The sequence below is a fragment of the Williamsia sp. Y721 genome, from assembly GCF_059683565.1.
The window spans coordinates 1,202,264-1,221,834 of record NZ_JCASNH010000002.1 but is presented as its reverse complement, the minus strand read 5'-3'; the positions used below and the strand labels follow the sequence as shown (position 1 = coordinate 1,221,834).

General features: G+C 63.0%; 21 protein-coding genes and 1 tRNA gene. 11 read left to right on the top strand and 11 right to left on the bottom strand.

Going from position 1 to position 19,571, the window contains the following annotated elements:
* Positions 1-1,512, top strand: a complete 1,512-nt coding sequence (locus tag AC56PL_RS14400) for a flavin-containing monooxygenase (RefSeq protein ID WP_497154242.1) — start codon at positions 1-3, stop codon at positions 1,510-1,512.
* 3 nt (positions 1,513-1,515) lie between these two features.
* Here AC56PL_RS14400 and AC56PL_RS14395 read toward each other — a convergent pair whose 3' ends face one another.
* On the bottom strand, positions 1,516-3,117 hold the full coding sequence (locus tag AC56PL_RS14395) for a DHA2 family efflux MFS transporter permease subunit (protein WP_495514346.1): 1,602 nt from the start codon (positions 3,115-3,117) through the stop codon (positions 1,516-1,518).
* Positions 3,118-3,236: 119 nt separating this feature from the next.
* Here AC56PL_RS14395 and AC56PL_RS14390 point away from each other — a divergent pair, with 119 nt between their 5' ends.
* Positions 3,237-3,845: a WHG domain-containing protein gene (locus AC56PL_RS14390; protein ID WP_495514345.1), complete on the top strand. Its 609-nt coding sequence runs from the start codon at positions 3,237-3,239 to the stop codon at positions 3,843-3,845.
* A gap of 17 nt (positions 3,846-3,862) precedes the next feature.
* Here AC56PL_RS14390 and AC56PL_RS14385 read toward each other — a convergent pair whose 3' ends face one another.
* Positions 3,863-5,086, bottom strand: coding sequence for a hypothetical protein (locus tag AC56PL_RS14385; protein WP_495514344.1), 1,224 nt, complete (start codon positions 5,084-5,086; stop codon positions 3,863-3,865).
* Between the two features lie 343 nt (positions 5,087-5,429).
* Here AC56PL_RS14385 and AC56PL_RS14380 point away from each other — a divergent pair, with 343 nt between their 5' ends.
* Positions 5,430-6,161 (top strand): MerR family transcriptional regulator, encoded by a 732-nt coding sequence (locus AC56PL_RS14380; protein WP_497154241.1) that lies wholly within the window; start codon positions 5,430-5,432, stop codon positions 6,159-6,161.
* 4 nt (positions 6,162-6,165) lie between these two features.
* Here AC56PL_RS14380 and AC56PL_RS14375 read toward each other — a convergent pair whose 3' ends face one another.
* The 3 genes from AC56PL_RS14375 to AC56PL_RS14365 all read right to left on the bottom strand — a co-directional run bounded on the left by AC56PL_RS14375 (position 6,166) and on the right by AC56PL_RS14365 (position 8,719).
* Complete coding sequence (locus AC56PL_RS14375) at positions 6,166-7,578, bottom strand: UDP-glucose dehydrogenase family protein (RefSeq protein WP_497154240.1); 1,413 nt, start codon at positions 7,576-7,578, stop codon at positions 6,166-6,168.
* A 75-nt stretch (positions 7,579-7,653) separates the two neighbouring features.
* Complete coding sequence (gene dcd / locus AC56PL_RS14370) at positions 7,654-8,232, bottom strand: dCTP deaminase (protein ID WP_495514341.1); 579 nt, start codon at positions 8,230-8,232, stop codon at positions 7,654-7,656.
* A 25-nt stretch (positions 8,233-8,257) separates the two neighbouring features.
* Complete coding sequence (locus AC56PL_RS14365) at positions 8,258-8,719, bottom strand: carboxymuconolactone decarboxylase family protein (protein ID WP_495514340.1); 462 nt, start codon at positions 8,717-8,719, stop codon at positions 8,258-8,260.
* 97 nt (positions 8,720-8,816) lie between these two features.
* On the opposite strand from AC56PL_RS14365, the gene AC56PL_RS14360 reads away from it, so the two are divergent.
* The gene (locus AC56PL_RS14360) at positions 8,817-9,695 is read left to right on the top strand and encodes a sigma-70 family RNA polymerase sigma factor (protein ID WP_497154239.1); all 879 of its coding nucleotides are present in this window, start codon (positions 8,817-8,819) and stop codon (positions 9,693-9,695) included.
* Between the two features lie 29 nt (positions 9,696-9,724).
* On the opposite strand, the gene AC56PL_RS14355 is transcribed toward AC56PL_RS14360, so the two are convergent.
* Both AC56PL_RS14355 and AC56PL_RS14350 read right to left on the bottom strand, forming a co-directional pair.
* Positions 9,725-10,345, bottom strand: a complete 621-nt coding sequence (locus AC56PL_RS14355) for a methyltransferase domain-containing protein (protein WP_495514338.1) — start codon at positions 10,343-10,345, stop codon at positions 9,725-9,727.
* An 82-nt stretch (positions 10,346-10,427) separates the two neighbouring features.
* Complete coding sequence (locus AC56PL_RS14350; RefSeq protein WP_497154238.1) at positions 10,428-12,212, bottom strand: HNH endonuclease signature motif containing protein; 1,785 nt, start codon at positions 12,210-12,212, stop codon at positions 10,428-10,430.
* 125 nt (positions 12,213-12,337) lie between these two features.
* Here AC56PL_RS14350 and AC56PL_RS14345 point away from each other — a divergent pair.
* A tRNA-Gly gene (locus tag AC56PL_RS14345) sits at positions 12,338-12,411 on the top strand.
* Between the two features lie 21 nt (positions 12,412-12,432).
* On the opposite strand, the gene AC56PL_RS14340 is transcribed toward AC56PL_RS14345, so the two are convergent.
* Positions 12,433-12,855, bottom strand: a complete 423-nt coding sequence (locus AC56PL_RS14340) for a Rid family hydrolase (RefSeq protein ID WP_495514336.1) — start codon at positions 12,853-12,855, stop codon at positions 12,433-12,435.
* Positions 12,856-12,947: 92 nt separating this feature from the next.
* On the opposite strand from AC56PL_RS14340, the gene AC56PL_RS14335 reads away from it, so the two are divergent.
* The gene (locus tag AC56PL_RS14335; protein ID WP_495514335.1) at positions 12,948-13,445 is read left to right on the top strand and encodes a MarR family transcriptional regulator; all 498 of its coding nucleotides are present in this window, start codon (positions 12,948-12,950) and stop codon (positions 13,443-13,445) included.
* Between the two features lie 45 nt (positions 13,446-13,490).
* On the opposite strand, the gene AC56PL_RS14330 is transcribed toward AC56PL_RS14335, so the two are convergent.
* Positions 13,491-14,015 carry a CarD family transcriptional regulator gene (locus AC56PL_RS14330; RefSeq protein ID WP_495514334.1) on the bottom strand — a complete coding sequence of 175 codons (525 nt, stop codon included), beginning with the start codon at positions 14,013-14,015 and terminating at the stop codon, positions 13,491-13,493.
* A gap of 392 nt (positions 14,016-14,407) precedes the next feature.
* Between AC56PL_RS14330 and AC56PL_RS14325 the strand changes: the two genes are divergently transcribed.
* The 3 genes from AC56PL_RS14325 to AC56PL_RS14315 all read left to right on the top strand — a co-directional run bounded on the left by AC56PL_RS14325 (position 14,408) and on the right by AC56PL_RS14315 (position 16,079).
* Complete coding sequence (locus tag AC56PL_RS14325; RefSeq protein ID WP_495514333.1) at positions 14,408-14,653, top strand: hypothetical protein; 246 nt, start codon at positions 14,408-14,410, stop codon at positions 14,651-14,653.
* A gap of 172 nt (positions 14,654-14,825) precedes the next feature.
* Complete coding sequence (locus tag AC56PL_RS14320; RefSeq protein WP_497154237.1) at positions 14,826-15,290, top strand: DIP1984 family protein; 465 nt, start codon at positions 14,826-14,828, stop codon at positions 15,288-15,290.
* 279 nt (positions 15,291-15,569) lie between these two features.
* Positions 15,570-16,079 carry a hypothetical protein gene (locus AC56PL_RS14315; protein WP_495514331.1) on the top strand — a complete coding sequence of 170 codons (510 nt, stop codon included), beginning with the start codon at positions 15,570-15,572 and terminating at the stop codon, positions 16,077-16,079.
* On the opposite strand, the gene AC56PL_RS14310 is transcribed toward AC56PL_RS14315, so the two are convergent.
* Entirely contained in the window at positions 16,076-16,717 is a 642-nt protein-coding gene (locus tag AC56PL_RS14310; RefSeq protein ID WP_497154236.1) for a nucleoside/nucleotide kinase family protein, read from the bottom strand. The two genes, AC56PL_RS14315 and AC56PL_RS14310, sit on opposite strands and share 4 nt — an antisense overlap.
* Before the next feature lie 161 nt (positions 16,718-16,878).
* Between AC56PL_RS14310 and AC56PL_RS14305 the strand changes: the two genes are divergently transcribed.
* A complete protein-coding gene (locus AC56PL_RS14305) occupies positions 16,879-18,069 on the top strand; it encodes a glycoside hydrolase family 183 protein (protein ID WP_497154235.1) in 1,191 nt (396 codons plus the stop codon).
* A 6-nt stretch (positions 18,070-18,075) separates the two neighbouring features.
* On the opposite strand, the gene AC56PL_RS14300 is transcribed toward AC56PL_RS14305, so the two are convergent.
* Positions 18,076-18,642: a DUF4334 domain-containing protein gene (locus tag AC56PL_RS14300; protein ID WP_497154234.1), complete on the bottom strand. Its 567-nt coding sequence runs from the start codon at positions 18,640-18,642 to the stop codon at positions 18,076-18,078.
* A 110-nt stretch (positions 18,643-18,752) separates the two neighbouring features.
* On the opposite strand from AC56PL_RS14300, the gene AC56PL_RS14295 reads away from it, so the two are divergent.
* Positions 18,753-19,571 carry a DUF1542 domain-containing protein gene (locus tag AC56PL_RS14295; protein WP_497154233.1) on the top strand — a complete coding sequence of 273 codons (819 nt, stop codon included), beginning with the start codon at positions 18,753-18,755 and terminating at the stop codon, positions 19,569-19,571.

Here is a 19,571-nt window from a genome sequence, read left to right as displayed (position 1 = left end):
ATGGCGTCAGCCGACACCCCGCAACGTGATCACTCCGCTGCACCTGACCACACCGTCGCGATCATCGGTGCCGGGTTCGGTGGGTTGGCCGCCGGAATCAAGTTGCAGGAACGCGGTATCGACGACTACATCATCTTCGATCGCAACGACGATGTCGGCGGCACCTGGCTCGCCAATCAGTATCCCGGCGTCGAGGTCGACATTCCCTCGGTCACCTATTCATACAAGTTCGCGCTGAACCCTGACTGGTCGCAGGTCTTCGCCCCCGGATCAGAGCTCTTGCAGTATGCCCGCGACATCGCCGAGCGTTACGGTATCCGCAGGCACATCCGTTTCGGGACGCCGGTCACGGCAGCCGACTTCGATGAGGCCACTGATCTGTGGACCATCACCACCGCCTCCGGCGACACCGTCACCGCACGGTTCCTGATCTCCTGCCACGGCGCACTGTCGACACCCGCCACCCCGGATCTTCCTGGTCTGGAGAGCTTCTCGGGCAAGGTCCTGCGGTCTGCATCGTGGGATCACGACTACGACCTGACCGGCAAGAAGGTCGGTATCATCGGCACCGGCGCCACCGGGATCCAGATCATCCCCACCATTGCGCCGCAGGTGCAGCATCTGACCGTGTTGCAACGCACCGCGATCTGGGTCCTTCCCAAACCCAATGCACCCATCCCCGGGTTCCTCCGCAACATCTACCGACGAGTCCCCAAACTCCAACTGCTGCCCCGTTTTCTGATCGACACCACATTCGAGATCTCGGAGACGATCGGCGTCGTCTACAATAAACAGCTACCGGCCATCACCCGTGGCGTGGAGAAGTTGTGTCAACGGCATCTGCGCGGCCAGGTGAAAGACAAGCGTCTGCGCGAGCAACTCACCCCGCACTACGGCTACGCGTGCAAACGTCCGTCCTTCTCCAACGACTACTTTCCCACGTTCAACCGGGACAACGTCGATCTTGAAACCGCCTCGATCGACCGGATCACCGGTACGGGAATCGAATTCACCGACGGTCGCACCCTCGACATCGACACACTGATCCTGGCAACCGGCTTCAAGATCTTCGACCTGCCCTATCAGATCACCGGGGTCGGCAACCAAGACCTCTCCAAGACATGGGATTCCGAGCGGATGCATGCCTACGAGGGCATCGCCGTTCCGGGCTTTCCGAATCTGTTCCTTGCGCCGGGACCGTACGGTGTCATCGGTTTCTCGTGGTTCGACACCATCGATCTGTGTGTCACCCACGCGGTGCAGGTGGTGGCCAAGGCAGTGCAGTCGGGTTCGTCGCGGGTCAGTGCCACCGACGAGCAGACCACCGAGTTTGTGGAGAAGATGCGCAAAAAGGTGCGCAGCACGGTCTTTGCAAGTCCGCGCTGCGCCGGGTCGAATACGTATTACATCAACGCCCAGGGCGATTCGCCCTACCTTCGACCGACCTCCCGAATCGAGTCGGCACTCTCACTCCGCAAGGCCCTCAAAGAGGGTTACGAATACTCGGCCTGACGTTCAACGGGATGTCACAATCTCAGACGCCGCATCCTCTTCCACGCTCTCGGCCACAACGGCGTCGCCGAGTTGCTTGCCCCGCAGCGTGAACCATGCGATCGGCGCTGCCAGTCCGGCGGCGGCTATCGCTGCGATGACAGATGTGTGGAGCCCGTCGACAAATGCGTCCTGAATTGTCACCAGGATCTGCTGACCCGACGGGCCGCCGATGTCCGAGGCCATCTGGACGCCGGCCATCACCGAGTTCTGCGCTGCATCAACAGCTTCCGGTGGTAGACCAACATTGTCGAGTTGGGTTCCGATCTCGGCGGTGTACATCGAGGTGAGGATTGAACCGAGGACTGCCACGCCCAGCGTTCCGCCGATCTCCCGGGTCACGTCGTTGACCGCCGATCCGGCGCCGGTCTGTTCCGCGGACAGAGAATTGGTGATGATGTTGGTCGCCGGGCCCTGAACAAGTGCGAGCCCCATCGCCATCAAACTCATCGACCAGATGATCAGCCCCCAGTACGAAGCCTCCCGTCCGGCAAGCAGGACCAATGCAAATCCGCAGGCCATCGTCGCCGACCCGAGGGCGGCGACCCGGCCGGGTCCCAGACGCCGGGCCAGAATCATTGCCAGCGGCGAGAACACCGCCATCACCACCGCAAACGGGAGCGTGTGAAGGCCTGCCGACAGCGGGCCATATCCCTTGACCGCCTGGAAGTACTGGGTGATCAGGAAGATGAATCCGAACAGACTGAAGAACGCGACCGCGATCAACCCGGAAGCAACAGAGAAGTGCCTGTTGGCAAAGAGCCGAACATTGAGGATCGGATGCGCCGCGCGTAGTTCCCGCAGCACGAAGAGCGTGAGAATGACTGCCGCACCGATGAATCCGACAATCGTCGTAACTGATCCCCAGCCGTGGTTCGGTCCTTCGATGACGGTGTACACCAGCAGCGAGATACCGACGATGGACGCGATCGCACCGATTGCATCGAAGGGACCCGGCTGCGCCTTGCCGCCGCTCGGCACCACGAGCGCGACACCGATGAGTACCGCTGCCGCGATCGGCAGATTGACCCAGAAGACCGACGACCAGGAGTAGTGCTCGAGCAGCCAGCCACCGAGGACCGGCCCGATGGCCACCGCGATACCGGATGTACCGGCCCAGATGCCGACGGCGATCGCGCGCTCCTTGAGGTCGGGGAACAGCCCGATCAGCAGCGACAACGTCGCCGGGAACACCATCGCGGCAAACAGTCCGAGGCCGGCCCGGGTGGCGATGAGTTGCCCCAGCGTCTGCGATTCGGCGGCAACCACCGAGACCGCCGCAAAGCCCAGGACACCGATCACCAGCAATCTGCGACGACCGAAGCGATCTGCAAAGTGGCCGGCCGTCAGGAGCAGTCCCGCGAAAGTCAACGTGTACGCGTCGACGACCCACTGCAGACCTGAGTTGTCGGCGGAGAGGTCACGGCTGATGGTCGGCAGTGCCACGTTGACGATCGTGTTGTCGATCATCACCAACAGGACCGCGCCACAGAGGGCGACAAGTGCCCACCAGCGCTTATCGGTTGCCGGCGATGTCGCCGGCGCAACCAGGGGTCGGTCACTCATCGAAGGCTCCTCGAGTAGAAGGTCGATCTATTGTTGTAGGACATTGTTCTAGTCAAGAAGAACACTGTGCTACAACGGAGTCAAGAGTTTCCCAGAATCTCTGTGAAAGGATTGACGTCGTGGCTGTCAGATCATCGGGGCCGGCAACAAGAACTCCGGCCGGTGACGTGCGCGGATTGCTCTTGGCCGCCGCGCTGCGCGTTCTGGACGAACACGGCGAAAAAGGTCTGACGGTTCGGGCAGTGGCGACCGAGGCCGGAGTGGCACCGATGGGTGTCTACAACCATTTCGATGGCAAAGCCGGCCTGCTGACCGCAGTGGTCACGGAAGGATTCGTGCGTCTACGCGCAATGGTCGGCGGTGTGGCCGATTCTGACCCGCGAGCCCGGCTCAGAGGTTCTGGCGTGGCGTACCGCGAGTTCGCCCTACAGTCGCCCACCCTGTACCGCCTGATGTTCTCCGGCCAGTGCAAGCCGGAAGGTGACCTGGCGGAGACCGCCCTGTACGCGCTGACCGAGATCATTCGGCACGGACAGGCCGCCGGAACCATTCGAGCGGGCGATCCGATGATCCTGACACTGCAGATCTGGGCCTGCGTGCACGGCGCCGTCAGCCTCGAACTCGACAGCCGCGAGTTCGACGGCGGCGGACCTCCCGGTACCAATTCGCACTGGCCCCTCGTTTACGAGCAGACCCTTGATCTGATCAGCCGGGGCGTCGCGCCCTGACTCATCGAACCGAACCCTCAGGGCAAGATGATCGGGGGCTGCCCGGGGATCGGGTTCGGGATCGTGTTCTGCCGCGGCCGTGGTGGCGTGACGCGCCGCGTGGTCGGTGGCGGCGGCGGTGGCGTGGTGTAGACGACGATCGGGGCGAGCGCGGCCTTGGTGTTGATCGGCGGGATCGCGGGCGTCGACGGGGCGGACGACGACGCCGACGTGGAAGCCGGCGCCCTCGTGGTGGTCGTGGTGCTATCACTCGTGGCCGGTGCCGTCAGATAGCGCTGTGACTCCAGGCCGGTGGTGTCCTCCCGCCACGGTCCGACAGCGGCCGTGATTCCGCCGGTCACGATCACCGCAGCGATCGTCGCAGCGCCTGCCATCACAAATCGGTTCTGTTTGCGTCGGCGCTCGGCAGCCCGCGCATCGAACACCGGGGCGGGCTCCGTGATCGGTCCGGGAAACGGTTCTGGCAGCGGGTCCGGGAGCGGGTCGGTGATCGCCCCGGACTCCGGTGGCTGCACCGGCATCGGCGCCGGTTCGGTGCGTGTCTTCGGAACGTAGGCCGGCGTGGGTGCCCGGTTGGGGGTCAACGCCGGAACACCGTCGAGGTTGCCTGCCCCCGAATGCGAATGCTTACCCTCGCGGGTCTGTGTCGGCCTCGTACCTACCGTCAGCACCGGCAACTGGCCATCGAAGGCCTGCGACATCGCACCGAGCAGTCCCGGCCATTCGACGTGGGACATCACAACCACTGCACAGATCTGACTCGGAGAGGCCAGAGACACCGCCCGGGCCACGCTGACAGCCCGAACCGCAGCCGGGTGCAATGCCTCTTCGACATCTGCCCTGGTGACCCGGAGCAGGCCGACCTCCTGCTCGCCCATCACAAAGGTGGCCTCGGCGATTCCGAGCATCGTCCTGGCCTGCGACATCAGCCCGATCAGCTCGCGGGCCCACTCGGGCTTTGCAGGCAACTTCGTTTTGCCGGTGCGCACCAGGTGGTCGGCAATCGCGCGATCGAAAGATGCAGAGTCAAGGGTGTTGTCGTTGAGTTCGATGATTCGTTGGCCGGTTTCGGTATTCACAGCCGCCCCGCGCAAACCGCCGTCGTCGACCTCTACCAGCACAAAGGCCGGCCCAAGGGCACCAAGAGTGGCTGTGAGCAGCTCTCGGATATCCGCGAGCGCTGCTGCGTCGAGCCAGACCACCCGGCCCGGTGCCAGCGCCTCTCCCGGATCGTGATCCACCACTGCCCCCCGCCGTGACCGACTCACATTTGCGTACGTTGTCGGTCGCCATTCTGCCCGAGCCATCGGCACTGTCGCCTTCGGGACCTTCGCCGCGACCAAATCTGATGATATCTGTAGTCAGATCAGCCGACGGCATCCTGCCGTGCGAACTCAAGTCGCCGAACCAGGAAACATTGTTGCATTTGAAGCCGGCATCGGTCGGCTATCTCGTTCATCAGCCCGACTTCGAGCCTCTCATGCTCGACTGTGCCATTTGCGAACGTTCCGTTCAGCTCCGCTAGAATCAACCCTCGACCTGTCGTGAACGAATCCGAAATGCAGCTCGATCGAAAGCGGCCTGATGACCGAGTACCGGATCGACGACCTGGCGCGAGCCGCGGGAACCACCACCCGCAATGTCCGCGGGTACCAGGATCGAGGGCTGCTCCCCCGGCCCACCCGGCGTGGTCGCATCGCGATCTACTCCGACAGTCATCTGGCCCGGTTGAAGGTGATCAATGACCTTTTGCACCGTGGGTTCACCATCCGGCACATCGGCGACTTCCTGCACGGGATACAACGCGGCGACGATCTTGCCGATGTCCTCGGTCTTCGCGAGGTGGTCACCGAGCCGTGGTCGAAGGCGCACACCGAGGCGATCTCCGCTGAAGGCCTCAAGACATTGCTCAACTCCGGCAACCCAACTCACTACGACAAGCTGATCGAATACGGGCTCATCGAGCGCACCGATGACGGCTATACCCTGCTCGACCGCGAAACGGTGCGAGCGTTCGGCAGACTCACCAAGCTCGGGCTGTCCCTGTCGATGCTCCTCGATGTGCACGGCCAGGTGGAGGCGGACATGGCCCAGGTCGCATCCACTCTGATCTCGGCCGGACGCACGGTCATGGCCAAGGAACACGGCGACGGATGGATTCCGAACACCGATTCCGAATCCGAGTGGGCCGCAGAGTTGATCCGCGAAATGCGCCAGGCCGGAACGATTTCCGCGCACAATGCACTCGACCGCGCACTGGACCGCGATCTGGCCGAACAACTCGACGACTACCTCGGGCACAAAGAGCCCGAATAGCCCGTTACGGGCGCGGCCCTGCCAATGCGGGACGCAGCGACGCGGTGGGTTGATCTCGGACGGGGCCGCCAAGGCTCGAATACATCCAGCCGGCCCGACGCCACGCACCGGCGTCCAGGCATCGTCGGCCGTCGATCACGTTCATCTTGCGGACGAGCGGTGTCAGCGCTTCGGGGTCCATGTGGACGAACTCGGTCCACTCGGTCAGTACCAGTACCGCATCGGCCTGCAGACATGCATCCTGCGCAGAGCTTGCGTAGGTGAGTGTCGGAAAGACTTTGCGGGAGTTGTCCATTGCCTTCGGGTCGAAAACGCTGACCGTTGCCCCTTTCAATTGGAGCTGTCCGGCGACGTTGAGTGCAGGCGAGTCACGAACATCGTCGCTCTCCGGCTTGAAGGCCGCACCCAGAACGGCAATGTTCTTGCCCAGCAGAGTGTTACCGCAGATCTTCGTGGTCAGGTCGACCATCGCGGTACGACGGCGCATGTTGATGGAGTCGACCTCACGCAGGAACGTCAAGGCCTGATCAGCACCGAGCTCACCGGCACGCGCCATGAATGCACGGATGTCCTTGGGCAGGCATCCACCACCGAATCCCAGGCCCGCATTGAGAAATCGGCGTCCGATGCGATCATCGAACCCGATCGCGTCGGCCAGCATCGTCACGTCGGCACCGCTGGCCTCACATACTTCACTGATGGCGTTGATGAACGAGATCTTGGTTGCCAGAAAGGCATTCGCCGAGACCTTGACCAGCTCGGCGGTCGCGAGGTCGGTGACCAGCAGCGGGGTTCCGGCGGCCAGGATCGTGCGGTAGAGCTCGCGCACCTTCACTTCGACAGCACCGGCTTCTGCGGTACCCGCGGCATCGTCGGCGTCGACCCCCAACACGATCCGGTCCGGACGCAGAGTGTCGTCGACGGCATGGCCTTCCCGAAGGAACTCCGGATTCCAGGCAATCGTGATCGTGGCGCCGCTGTTGATTTCGGCGCCGTTGCCCGCCGCACTCTGCGCGCGACGCTTCAGTTCTTCCGAGGTGCCCACGGGAACGGTCGATTTGCCGATGATGAGGTGCTCACCGTGCAACCGCGGCACCAATTCGTCGATCACGGCGTACACGTGGCGCAGGTCCGCCGCGTATTCGCCCTTCATCTGCGGGGTGCCGACGCCCAGGAAGTGAACGTCGGCAAAGGCCGCCGCCCTGTCGTAGTCGGTGGTGAACTGCAGGCGCCCGGCGGCGAGGTTGCGCCGCAGCACATCCGATAGCCCTGGCTCGTAGAACGGGAGGTCACCGTTCTGCAATCCGGCGACCTTGGCCGCATCGACGTCGACGCCGAGCACGTCATGCCCGAGTTCCGCCAGACACGCAGCGTGGGTGGCTCCGAGGTAGCCGCATCCAAATACCGTGACGTTCATACCCCTGTGGGTACTGAACGCGGTTGGCCATCAGGCATCGATCAGGTGGCGTGTCGGCCACCGTCAGCGGAACCCTCAGTCGTTCTGCTTCTGGGGGAAGTTCAGGTAGGCCTTGGACGGTGTCGGACCGCGTTGTCCCTGGTACTTGGATCCGGCCGCGGCGCTGCCGTACGGCGATTCCGCCGGACTGGACAGCTTGATCAGGCACAGCTGCCCGATCTTCATGCCCGGCCACAGCGTGATCGGCAGGTTTGCCACGTTCGAGAGCTCCAGCGTGATGTGTCCGGTGAAGCCGGGGTCGATGAAACCCGCGGTCGAATGGGTCAGCAGGCCCAGGCGACCCAGCGACGACTTGCCTTCGAGGCGGCCGGCGAGGTCGTCGGGCAGGGTGCAGACCTCGAGCGTCGACCCGAGGACGAACTCGCCGGGGTGCAGAACAAACGGCTCACCCTCGGTTCGCTCGATCAGGGTTGTCAGCTCGTCCTGCCGTTGAGCAGGGTCGATGTGGGTGTAGCGGGTGTTGTTGAAGACCCGGAAAAGACCATCGAGCCGGACGTCGATGCTGGACGGCTGGACCAGCGTCGGATCGAACGGATCGATGGCCAACCGGCCGTCGGCTATCTGGGCACGGATATCGCGGTCGGAGAGCAGCACACGACGAGGTTAGCCGCTCCCGAAGTCAGCTCCACGTCGTGCCTGCGGGTTCCTGAATCGTCACGTTGATGCGGTTGAAGAAATTGATGGTTGCAATCGCCAGAACGATCCCCGCCATCGCCTTTTCGTCGAAGAGGTCGGCGGCCTCGTCCCAGACCGCATCCGAAACGGCTTTGCCAGGCGAATCGGCGAGCCGGGTCGCTGATTCCGTCAGGTTCAGCGCGGCCCGCTCGGCGTCGGTGAAGAAGGGCGATTCGCGCCAGACGACAACTGCGTCGATGCGCTCGTCGGATTCGCCTTCCTTACGCAGGGCCGCGACGTGGCCGTAGACACAGGCTGCGCAGCCGTTGATCTGGCTGGCGCGGAGCATGATGAGTTCGCGCAACGTCACGGGAACGCCACCTTGATCGATCGCGCCGAGCAGATGCGGAACGGCCTTGACGGCCTGCGGCAGGATGGTGGCTGGGTTGGTCATACGTGCGGACATTGTCGGCTCCTCGGATCGGCCCGGCCGATGTGCATGTCACATCTGCGGTGTCGGGCGGTTCATTGCTCTGACACCCGAGGGAAGGGATATGTGACCGATGGACACCAACGATTTTTTGCTCACCGAGTTCGAGGCCAATCGAGGACACCTGCGCGCAGTCGCCTATCGGATGCTGGGGTCGCTGCCCGAGGCCGAGGACGCGGTGCAGGAGACCTGGCTGAAGGTCGCCGCCGCCGACACCGATGACATCGCCAATATCGGCGGCTGGTTCACCACGGTCACCTCACGCGTGTGCTTGAACATGTTGCGGTCGCGGCGGACTCGCCATGAGGAGTCGCTCGACATCGTGCACGTGCCCGATCCCATTGTGGCTCCGCTCGACTCGGCGAACGATCCTGAAGGTCAGGCCGTGCTGGCCGACTCGGTGAGTGTTGCCCTGCTTGTCGTCTTGGAGACGCTCACGCCGAGCGAGCGGTTGGCATTTGTTCTGCATGATCTGTTCGCCATGCCGTTCGAGGAGGTCGCGCCGATCGTCGACAAGACGCCCGCAGCCGCTAGGAAGCTGGCCAGTCGCGCGCGAACTCGCGTGCAGGGTGCGACGCCACGGTCGCCAAAACACTCGGAACAGCGTCGGGTGGTCGAGGCATTTCTTGCTGCGTCTCGTGGCGGCGATCTCGACGCGCTCATGGCGGTGCTCGACCCGGACATCGTGTTGCGCAACGATCATGCCGCCGACAAGGCCCCGATGGAATTGGTGGGCGCCGATCGCGTTGCCCGCGGCGCGATCATCTACCGGGCCGCGAATGCACGCAGTCAGCTGGTGCGCGTGAACGGTGGGTTCGGTGTGCTGTCGTTTGCCGGAGACGACGTGTCCGCGATCGCATCGTTCACCGTTGCCGACAACCGCGTGCTCGCAATGAACATCGTTTCCGATCCGGAACGGATTGCGCGGATGGATTTCTCGGGCATCGTCTGACCCGTCAGCCACCATTGCTTCAGGCGCTGTCACCGCAGGCGTGCAACCACGTGAAACAAGGGAAATCGATAATCTGCGTCGGGGCGGCTGATCGTGCGCCACAGTTCATCAAACCCTGCCTCAGACAGCGCTGCTGCCAGCCGGTCCGGATGCCACCGCCACGCCGGTGCCACTACGTGATCGAACTCTACGACCGAGTCCACCTCGTCGGTGGCCTGGCAGGCGACCGCGACGAGCGCCCCAGGTTCCATTCTCGCCGCCCATCCGGCGAAGACGGGCGGGATCTCTGACGGCGGTACGTGAATCAGACTGTAACGCGCCAGAATTGCGATGACGCGCTCGTCTGCCAGCTCCACAGACCGCAACTCGGCGTCATCGTGGACGAATCGGAGTTCGGGGTGCTCGCGGCGGGCGATCTGCAACATTTCCTGACTCGGATCGACTCCGATCACGTCCAGGCCACGGCGGGACAGATCTGCTGCGACGTGCCCGAGCCCGCAACCCACATCCACCACGAGGCCCCCGCGTGGACCCTGCAGTACCAGGTCAGCGAAGGCCGCGGCCGTGTGCTGCTCGAGCGGAGATTGGTACGCCGTCGGAAACGTTTCGGAGTAGACCTGCGCGAGCGCGTCATAACCAGGTTGCGTCATTGCGAACATCCTTCCCGGACCCGCGAGCCCACACAAGTACTTCCGCACAGGTCAGTCCACACATGCGTGGTTCACTCCCCCATCAGAACGGCGCCGGCGGGATACTCCGCTCTTGTTCTTCGCGCTGGCGACGATTGCGGACCCGTTCTTGTTGGCGGCGTGCGTGTTTGGCTGCGGTACGCGGTTGCGTGCGGTGTTGCTGCGGGGTCGGTGGTGACGTTGCCGGCGGCGGCCGACGCGACGGACCGCGGTGTTCGTCGAAGACGATCATCCGTAGCGCGGGAAACAAGTCCTCGCCGGTCCAGGCGGGGCCGTCGTAATCCCGCCCTTCCGGGGTGGTGAACACCAATCGGGGGCACCCGGACTTCGGATCGGGATACTGGTCGTCGAGCCAATCGGTGTATGTCTTCATCAGATGATGAAAACGGCACAGTGTCTTCATCTCTGACGGATGCGTGGAACCACCGTCGTCTGGACATTGATGGTTGTATTCGTGCGTGTGATCGAGGTCGGCGTCCCAGGCCTTCTCATCGCATCCGGGCCACCTGCAGTAGGCATCTCGGATCCGAATGTAACTGTCGAGTACTGCTGACGGCCGGTAATCATCGCCGGGCCGGGTTGCCGGGAGCGGAACCGTCTGCACCAAAGGCTCTTTGACGTCCTTCGCCGAGTCGGTAAAGTCCGCGAGGTCCGGGTTGGGCGGAGCTTGCACATGGAGTTTCTTGATCTTGTTCGCCCGCCTGGCCTTCTTCGATCGCCGCGTCTTGCGGTTTGGTTGGGGCGTGCAACCGGCAGGCTGCCCAGCGGTGGTGCCCTCGGTCTTGGCCTGCTCGGTCTTGGCCTTCTTGGTCTTGGCCTGCTCGACCTTGGCCCGCTTGGTCTTGTTGCCGATCGGTCGTACGACGACGTCTGGGCGGGCGGCGATGTCGCGAACGTGGTCACCAGAGATGACACCATGGTCCGCGATGAATCCGGGGTTGTTTGCGGCGCCGTCGACAGTGGCCTGATCGGCGATCACGTGCAGGACGATCTTCACATCCACACCCGAAACCAACTGGTCGGCAGGAATGGTGATGATGTCAGCCGTACATGGATACTTCGGGTCGTTCGGACATTCACATCGGAACTCGCGGCCCATCACCGTCGAAAACAGGGCATCCGCCAACCGGTCGGCCTTACGCCGCGGATCAGCCTTGCACACCGCCATCGCAAGCTTTTCCAGGCGAGCCATGATCATGGCCATCTCTTCCGCGGTGCCATGCGCGTCGATCGTGGCCATGCCATATTCGGCCGCTGAACCCCAGACTCCCCGATTGTTCTTCGCGTCCTCGCGGTTGTTGCGGACCAGGTCCGGGTCGCGGCGAAAGATGCTGGCATCGACCATGTCCCGCATCCGCTTCTTCGACCACGACCCCCTACGACGCAGATGCTCAGCGATATCGCGATCGATATCCTCCATATGCTCTGAACCCTCGATCAATTCGGTCCGGGTGATGATCGCCGGAATATGGTGCGCGGCCACCTTTCCGTCCTTCAACGCCAGATTGACCAGCGGTAGCCGATCACGCAACGCCAGCGCCCGATTGATCTGGATTTCGGCTGCATACTGGGTGCTCATCTGCGCCGCCCCAATCCTGGCCGCGCACACCGCAAATGGATCGGTCGCCCGCATCTCGGCCTCGGTGCCGGCATGGGGCTGCACCAACTGACGATGCAGCTCGGCGGCCACTGCGTAACGCTCCCATTCCATCCGAGCCTGCACCACCAGCGCCTGCTCTGCATCGCGCAGCAATTCGTTCGGACTCAACGACGCCACGGGTCCGAACTCGGGGATCCCGACCGGCTTCTCAGCGCTTCTATCGAACATGCATTCGAGACTAGACCAAGCCACCGACAAATCGATTTGTGCAGCGTGCGGCCGGTTTTGGGGCGTGCCGCAGGCGTCGGCACCAATGCCTGTTAATATCGCTCTCGCAGCCTTCGAGGCCGCGCGCCGATGTAGTTCAATGGCAGAACGGCAGCTTCCCAAGCTGCATACGCGGGTTCGATTCCCGTCATCGGCTCCACCAGATATCAAGCCAATGCGATCAAGCATCCTGCCCGACAATGGCGCAGACACGAATCTCGACGCGCATCCTCGGCGCACCCAACGCCGAAACACCGATCTCGGTCCAGATGGGGGCGCGGTCACCCATCCGCTTCCGGAACTGCTCCACCATGACCCGGTTGTGGACCTCTCCGATGAACTCGGAGGACTCGGGTACGTGAAACGAGTCCACAGAGATCACCTCACTCCAGGTGGCACCTGCCGTGGCGAGGGTGCGCTCGACGTTATCGAATGCCTGCACGATCTCGTCTTCGAGCGATTCCGGGAAGATCCAGTCGTCGTTCCAACCGCCCTGACCCGATATCTCGACGCGCTCGCCGACACGGACCGCCTGGTTGTAGTGCATTTCCCTGAGCTGAGTATCGCCGTAACCAGGGGTCGCAAAGAACTCCGGCTTGGTCATGTCATTCCTCTCCATTGACTTCATGTGTGAAATGACGGTAACACCATTCATTTCATACGTGAAGTCATTCCGGGTCTCGGTATAGTTCTCCCATGGCCACTACAGCGACCCCGAACATCGGGGACAGCCACGACGAACCCCCGTGGCTGAGCGCGGAGGAGAAAGATGCGTGGACCGGCTTGGTCGCACTGGTGTTACTCCTGCCGGGACGACTGGAGTCACCACTGCAACATGAAACAGGCCTGACACTCTTCGAATACTTGACCCTGAGCCACATTTCAGAGGCCCCGGAGCGCCGCCTGCGCATGGGCGACCTCGCCTACCTCACCAACGGTTCGCATTCACGCCTGTCCAACGTCGTCAAGCGGTTCGAACAGCGCGGCTGGGTGGAGCGATACCCCGACCCCGATGACGGCCGCTACACCATTGCCGCCCTCACCGACGCCGGATACGAGATGGTCGTAGCCGCTGCACCCACGCATGTACGCACGGTGCGCCAATTCGTCCTCGACCCGCTCAACTCGGCCGACCAGCGCGCACTTGCCCGCATCGCCGCCAAACTCCGCACCCGACCTGCCGACCTCGCCTGATCGTCGAGTGGGCTCTTGTCACATCCGTCGGGTCAGCTCGGCGCGTCAGCCTGCCTGAGCGAGTTCGCGCTCTTCCGACACCGCTTCGGACATGAATACGTTTGCGTCGATCAAACTTTCGGCATCTTGCTCGGGGATCGACAAAGCCAGGGATAGCTCTGTCACCACCGGGCCGAGCGCCGACCGGAGCATTGCCTTCTCGCCTACCGAAAGGTGACTGTTGCGTTCGCGCCGGGCCAGGTCCCGGACGACCTCTGCGGCGACAAAGAGATCACCGCGCCGCAGCTTCTCCTGATTCTCTTTGAACCGTCGCGTCCACGCCTCCTGCTCGTCGCCGGTGGGCGCGCGCAGCACCTCGATCAGACGTGCAACACCGGCGGCATCGCAGAGCGGCCGGACGCCGAGTTCCTCGGCTTTCAGGGCCGGCAGGTCGATGGCGAGATCGCTGTGATGAATGGTGAGCCGCAGATACTCCGTTGGCTCCATTCGGATTGTGCGACTGTATATTTCGGCAACCGTCGCGGGACCGTGATGCGGGTGGACAACAACTTGACCGACAGAGAACTGCATGTGTGTGAACCTTTTTGATCGTGCGGGCATTGGACTCAACCGCAAGGAACCCCGGGCGCACACCCACAGCACTGACGGTCATCGCACCACTGGGAATCCCTTCGGATGTTCGACCAAGTGGCGCAACCACGGGACACTGCACCCATGCCGATGAACGCATCGGAGCCCGCGAGCCAACCTCTTCATTATCCCCCTTCGCCGACCTGGCGCGCCAGTGAGTTTGCTCACGTGTTCCAGTGGCGGCCGTCATCTCGAAACACACAGTCCTGCAACATGAGTGACGAGTCCACAATCACTCGAGCCGGTAGAATTCCTGCTGCACCATGGGCCCCGGCCACCATGGGTCAGACCGGTAGCCGCCGGCCAACCGAGTGGGAGCTAAGGTCTCGGGCATGGCAGATGACCTCGTGGCCCAGAAGAACGGTTCGATCAGCATGTGGTGGCAGAACCAGACGGTTCGCGCCGGTCGCTCAGCCGATGCTGTGCGAGCCGAGAAGGCCGCGAAGAGGAAGTTGAAGGCCCACCAGCCCGAAGGTGGCGTGTACGGCGCCGACTGCCTCGGACGCCATAACCCCCCTGAGGCTTGGCCATGCGATCTCGTCCGCAGCCTGGACAACCCGGGCTTTCGTAGCCGATAGGTCCTGACGAACGAATGGCCTTGCGGCTCGGTCGCCGCATACGTTCATGCCCTCTCTCGGCTCGCGAATCATGCTGCGGCAGCGATCAGTCCGAAACAATTCGGTTGCGCTCATCACAGCGGTCGCGTTGCATTGCTGACGTTCACACCGACGTTCCGAGGAGGAGGACCCGATGAAGCTGGCAGAAGCGCTGGCCCGACGCACCGATACAAGTCGGCGTGTTGAGCAACTGCGTGCCCGTATCGCCGACAACGCTCGATACCAGGAGGGTGAGCCACCCTCCGAGAACGCCGCAGACCTACTGGCCGAGGCCGAATACGCACTCAGTGAACTGGAATTGCTGATCCGAAAGATCAACGCCACCAACTCGGCGACGCCCCTTGGAAACGGCACCATCACCGACGCGCTGGCCCGGCGTGATGTTCTGCGACTACGCCATGGGCTGATCACCAGTTCGGCGAACGCTGCGGCAGGTAAGAATCAGCAGGCCTACCGGCAACTCCGCTCAGAACTGATGTATGTCTCGGCACTGACGGTCCGGCCTCTGCGCGAGCGAGCCGACAATCTCGCCCGCGAACTCCGCGAGGTCGATCTGCAGGTCCAACAGGCCAACTGGTCCACGGATCTGATCGACTAGAGCCGAAGATCGACGAAGACCGACTGCAGCATGTACCCGATTGCAAGGCGAGCACACACCGTGCGGCGGCGGATCCGCCGCTTCTGGCGGTGCCGTGGGCGGCGCCGAGGGTTCGATTCCCTCACACACATCGCACGCTCAGAACACCGCACAGGTGAATGTGCAAAGCGCACAACACATCACCACGTGCTGATTGCCATCGGGGAGGGTAGGGCAAGGGGAACTGCATTCGCCACAAGCGTCGGCGGGTTATCCTTCGACCAGACGAAGGGAAGCGCATTGAATCTCGAGGAATTCCGTCAAATCATCCAGAACTCGGGCCCAGATGACTGGCAGGTGATCAAGCATCAGGGACCGAGCTATCACAACTGGTTCGACGGTGGGGTGACTCCCGACGGTGGCTACCGCATCGAGGTCAACAGCCACTACGCCACCGCGTCATACAAGCCTGACATCAACATCACCATCGCCTGGGGCATGGGCCTGGAATTCGAGCACGCCGGCGACGCGAGCCACGCTCGCCGATTCGAGTGGTCAAAGACCTTCTCCGACAAGACGGTCAGACTGTGCTTTGCCGACTTCTTCTGGTGCGGTGCACTCGTCGACCGGTTCAACTACGTGGTCGCCGACGGCGGCAAAGCCGTGCTGCCCTGGGCCCTGGAGATTCGCGGTCTTGCTACCACACAACATGAACACGACACCGCAAAACTCATCCACCACTTGGGCGATCACGTCGAGGGATTCGAAGAGTACTTCCGCCGAGTCGGTTTCACCGTCGAGGGTAGTTAGGCCAGTGTTTCGGCAAAGCGCATCACGTCGATGACCAGATCGGCTTGATCGCGGAGCGCCTCGATCCTCTCCGCATTGGTCTCGTCCGGACCTCCGCTCCAGGCGCGGGCCGTGGCCTCGTCCATTCCGAAACTCATGTGCCGCTGCACCAATCGCTCCAAGCGGACCTCTCGCGGCGTTTCGACGTACCAGATCTCGTCGAGCAGTGAGCGCAGCTGTGCCCACGGCTCGTCGGAATCGAGCAGGTAGTTGCCCTCGGTGATGACCACCGGAACCTCGGCGGGGACCGCGATGGAACCCGCGATCGACTCTTCGACACCGCGGACATAATCGGGTGCATAGACCACGGGATCGACGGCGTCCCGCAGGCGTTTGATGAGGTGGAGATAGCCGAACGCGTCGAAAGTGTCGATCGAACCTTTGCGGTCGGCCAGACCCAACCGGGCGAGTTCAGTGTTCGCGAGATGGAATCCATCCATCGGGACGACGACCGCTTGGCCGCCCAGTCGATCAGCCACCGCGGCAGATACCGTGCTCTTACCGCTTCCCGGGGCGCCAACCACACCGACGAGTACGCGATCGTTTCGTCGTCGGAGCGCCTCCACGCGTTCGATCAGCTCGTCCGTCTCGGTGATCACATTCGCTGCCTCTCATCGATTACCGAAGCTGATTATCAGCCATATCCGGGTTTCCCCGCAGAAGCGCGATAGACGCCGCGGATCTCTGCAACACTGAGAAATCCAGAATCGGCGCGCAACACTGGTCACTTCAGTATCTGCGTCCGGCGCGAGGAGCCTATATGCACGCATTCCGCTCGGTCACGATCGGAACCTCTGTGGTCGCACTCGCTGCCGCCGGACTCGTCGCGCTGACGTCCCCCGCCATCGCGCAACCATGTGGAAACGCCGGCAACGGAAGCAGCGGCTTTGGTAGCAGCGGACTGGGCAGCAGCGGCGGGCAACCGCCGAAGGGACCGCAAGGCGCGCTCCCGGTCATCGCCAGCGCCAACACCAACGCCGTCGAATGGGTCACCGGCCCCCGCAGCAAGAACAGCACGTACGACCGTTTCCATATCTCGGGCACCGACCTCGGCATCAGCTGGGACAACGGATCCGGACAGATCCTGATGGCATTCGGTGACACCTTCGGAAACTGCTCGGTCGCCGGGCAGGAATGGCGGCACAATGTGCTGCTGCGCTCCGAAGACACAGACCTCTCCGACGGGATCACGATTTCGAGCGCGGTTCCGGGCGAACTGATCCCCGCGCTCGGCGTGAGCTACATCGAAGCGACCAGCATTCCCACGGCCGCGATCTCGATCGGCAACACCCAGTACATCAACTACATGTCGGTGCGCGCCTGGGGCGAACCCGGCCAGTGGGCCACCAACTTCTCGGCGATCGCCGTCTCGCACAACAACGGTCAGACCTGGGCCCCCGACACCAACACCATTCGTGTCAACGCGGACATCACCATTCCCGGCATCGGGCAAGTCCGTCAAGACAACAGCAAGTTCCAGATGAACGCCTACACCAAAGGCAACGACGGCTACATCTATCAGTACGGAACCCCCAACGGCCGGTTCGGTTCCGCCTATCTGGCAAGGTTTCAGCCGGAGAACATCCTCGACCTGAACAAGTACGAGTACTACACCAACAACGTGGCCCAGCGCTGGTCGACGGAGTTCGGAAACCTCGGAAACGTTGCACCCCAACCCGTCAGCGAACTGTCGGTGGCGTGGAACAACCACCTCCAACGGTACGTGATGCTGCACACCAGCGACCGTGCCGGTGGACTCGTGATGCGGACGGCCGAGAAGCCCGAAGGCCCTTGGAGCGCAACGAAACTCCTGGCACCCGCGAAGGGACTCGGCGGCATCTATGCGCCCTACATCCATCCCGCGTCATCGGGGAAGTACCTCTACTACACCGCATCGGTGTGGAAGCACTACAACGTGATGCTGCTGCGCACCGACCTCGACCTGGTCTGACAGCCTCTAACGTCCTTGCGCGAGCACCGGCAGGGATTCGTCGCGTTGCAGCGAGAAGAAGTAGGGCGGCGCCCCGCGCTGATCCATCAGGCCGATCACCACATCGTCGCTGATCTTGCGAAAGACGTCGTTGATGGGATGCGCGTCGTAGACCATCGTGGCCGAACCCACCCCGCCGTACACGGTGGTCCGCAGCCGCGCCTTGGGCTTTTTGGTACCCATCACCGGACGCGAGGCCGTCACCAGGCCTGCCAGCGATCGCCCCTCCAGCGACGGCAGCGGCGCGCGCTTGAGCAGGTTGAACGGCAGCCGGCGCGGGTCGAGCGCCCACAGCGCCTGCCCGTCGGTGGTCGGGAACAGCAACGGATGCACCGTTTCGGCATCGACGAACTGCTTGCCCCACCACCCACTGGCGGCGAGCATTCCGTCCATCCAGTGACCGGTTCGCACTTCGGCGCCTCGCCAGGTTCCGATCATGAAGTCGGGTTCGACCGGTGCGGCGTCGTCGAAGACGGCCTGCGCCTGCTCGGTGGTGGCCTGCTGTTCGGCAATGACGTTCTCTGCGATCGACATTCCGACAATCTAGCCAGCCTTCGCGCTCCGGCCAACCCTTAGTCCGGGATCCGCGGAAGAATGCCAGGTACGCTGGACTTTGTCCGATTTCAGAATCGAAAGGCACGATCATGGAACTATTTCTGGTCATCGCCGTCATCGCTGTGATCGTGGGCTTCGTTGCGCTGAACCGAAGCCAGGGTTCCGCGCTTCGCCGCACCGAGGAGACCTCCCTGGCGGACGCGAAAGCCGATGCGCGCCAGGCAATCGAACGACTCGGCGGCCAGGTCTACAGCCTCATCGGCTCCAACGAACCGGCCAAATCGGCCATGTCCGATGCCTCGGAACGGTTCAATGCCGCCGGATCACAGATCGAACAGGCCACCACTCCCAAACAGGCACAACTTGCGAAACAAACCGCCTTGGAGGGCCTGTACTACGTTCGTGCGGCCCGCCTGGCCATGGACATGGATCCCGGACCCGAGATCGCGACGCTCGACGGCCAGAAGTCCTCCGGAGCCGTCAGTGAAGACCGCGACATCGAGTTCGACGGCCGGCACATCGCGGCATCACCGAACCCCTCCGACAAGACGCCCAACTACTACCCGGGTGGACGCGTCGCGGGCCGGCCGGTGCCCGCGGGCTGGTATTCCGAGCCGTGGTGGAAACCGGCACTGGTGGCCGGCGCCTGGGGTCTGGGATCGGTCCTGCTGTTCAACGCCATGTTCTCCGGGATGGCCGGCGTCAATTACGACAGCAACGCCTTCGAAAGCGGATACGGCGACGGTTACCAAGACGGCATCGACGCCGACCAGGGTGGTGACATGGGCGGTGACATGGGCGGAGATCAAGGCGGTGACTTCGGCGGTGGCGACCAGGGTGGAGATTTCGGCGGCGGAGACTTCGGTGGCGGAGACTTCGGTGGCGGCGGCGACTTCGGCGGGTTCTGA